This window comes from Gilliamella sp. B2824 (genome assembly GCF_026536245.1).
In the GTDB taxonomy this organism is placed as follows: Bacteria; Pseudomonadota; Gammaproteobacteria; order Enterobacterales; family Orbaceae; genus Gilliamella.
In genome coordinates, this window is sequence record NZ_JAFNON010000031.1 from 1 (window position 1) to 1392 (window position 1392).

Sequence of the window (1392 nt, forward strand, 5' to 3'; positions counted from 1 at the left end):
TAGTAACACCGTGCAATTATAAACATAAAATGTAAATAACACTGTGTATAAAATTTAATTCATGATCTGAATCAATACGTTAATTAGGTAAATAAAAAATAATCATTTTACCGTGGAAAAGTACGGTAAAGTTCGAGGGTCACTGAACATCCGAACTTATCTATGAGTTTAGTACCCATAATGGCGTTATGCTAACAACTTCGTAGGTCAACACTATACAATCTGCGACTTCAACATAACGTATTTCACATTATGCGCACTTTATTATATTGGAAATTTAAGCGTGCTATAACATTTCCAATTTCAATATCGTTTAATCCCCCAGCTCCAGACCTTTTAATGTTATTTTTCCATGACTAATCGATTTTTCAGCTAGCTTTTTTCCGGCAATATCTAATGTCCGGTTTAGCATTTGACTTGATATCGTTGTATACTGTTTTTTAGCCGCTAAATATTTACTTTTGGTTAACGCCAATACCTTATTTGATTCAATCAATGCTGTGCCTAATTCTGCCTTTTGAACCTCTTTATTATCACCAAATTTAGCTAAATTAAACTTAATATAAGCTAAATTATTATTTTTATTTGATGCAATTTGCGTTAAATTACAAAGCTTCATCGCCGATGTTTCGGCGACTAATTCATCTCGGGGTGTAAATAATCTTTTCTGTTCATTCGTTTTCGGTATTCTGTCTAATTCCCGACTGGTTGAGTGTCCGATTTCATGGAAGATATCATTATAGTATCCTTCGGCAGTCTCATACTGGGATTTATCGGGCATATGGATAGTATGTGATTTGGGATCATAACGAGGATTTGATGCGCTGTTATGTAACACCTTAACCCCCTGACTTGCTATAAATTGCTCGACTTTTAAATTTTCCTGCCACTGCTTTTCAGGCTTAATTTCGGGTGGAAGTTTATCAAAGGAAGCTTTATCGAGCTGCTCTACATTATAAAATTTAATATTTTCATAATACTCATTATCTTTATATAAATCACTTTCAAAAAAATTATTTTTTTCATCCGGTTTTATCTGCAAATTATGAGTTTGTATTTCATCTTCAGTCAACCAACGGGTCTCTGAAAACCCTTTTTGATGACCTTTATCATATAATAAATCAGCTTGATATACCTCTTGGGTATAAGGATTTTTGGGATAATTTGCATTGGTTCGTGTAAAGTTCGAAATCCCTTGATTATTAACTTGCTGTATCTGCTCGAAAAGTCGATTAATATTATCTGCTGTCATCATTTACATCTCGATAAGCCAACTGTCTTCTAGCGCCTCTTTTACATAATCCCTGACAAAATCTAAGGCTACAATTTTTTCATAGTAATAATTTATCTTATCCCAATCATCAGGATAAAAACTTGGGTCATCTTTATACT

At 33.2% G+C, this 1392-nt stretch carries 1 protein-coding gene; it reads right to left on the minus strand.

Translation table 11 applies throughout. The annotated features are described in order from the left end of the window. Positions 1 to 313 precede the first annotated feature (313 nt). Positions 314 to 1255, minus strand: coding sequence for a zincin-like metallopeptidase domain-containing protein (locus tag J3U56_RS11945; protein ID WP_267367932.1), 942 nt, complete (start codon positions 1253 to 1255; stop codon positions 314 to 316). Positions 1256 to 1392 lie beyond the last annotated feature (137 nt).

What these genes read in the sequence shown, in the direction of transcription:
- J3U56_RS11945 (WP_267367932.1), bottom strand. Translation starts at nt 1,255, where the DNA reads ATGATGACAGCAGATAATATTAATCGACTTTTCGAGCAGATACAGCAA.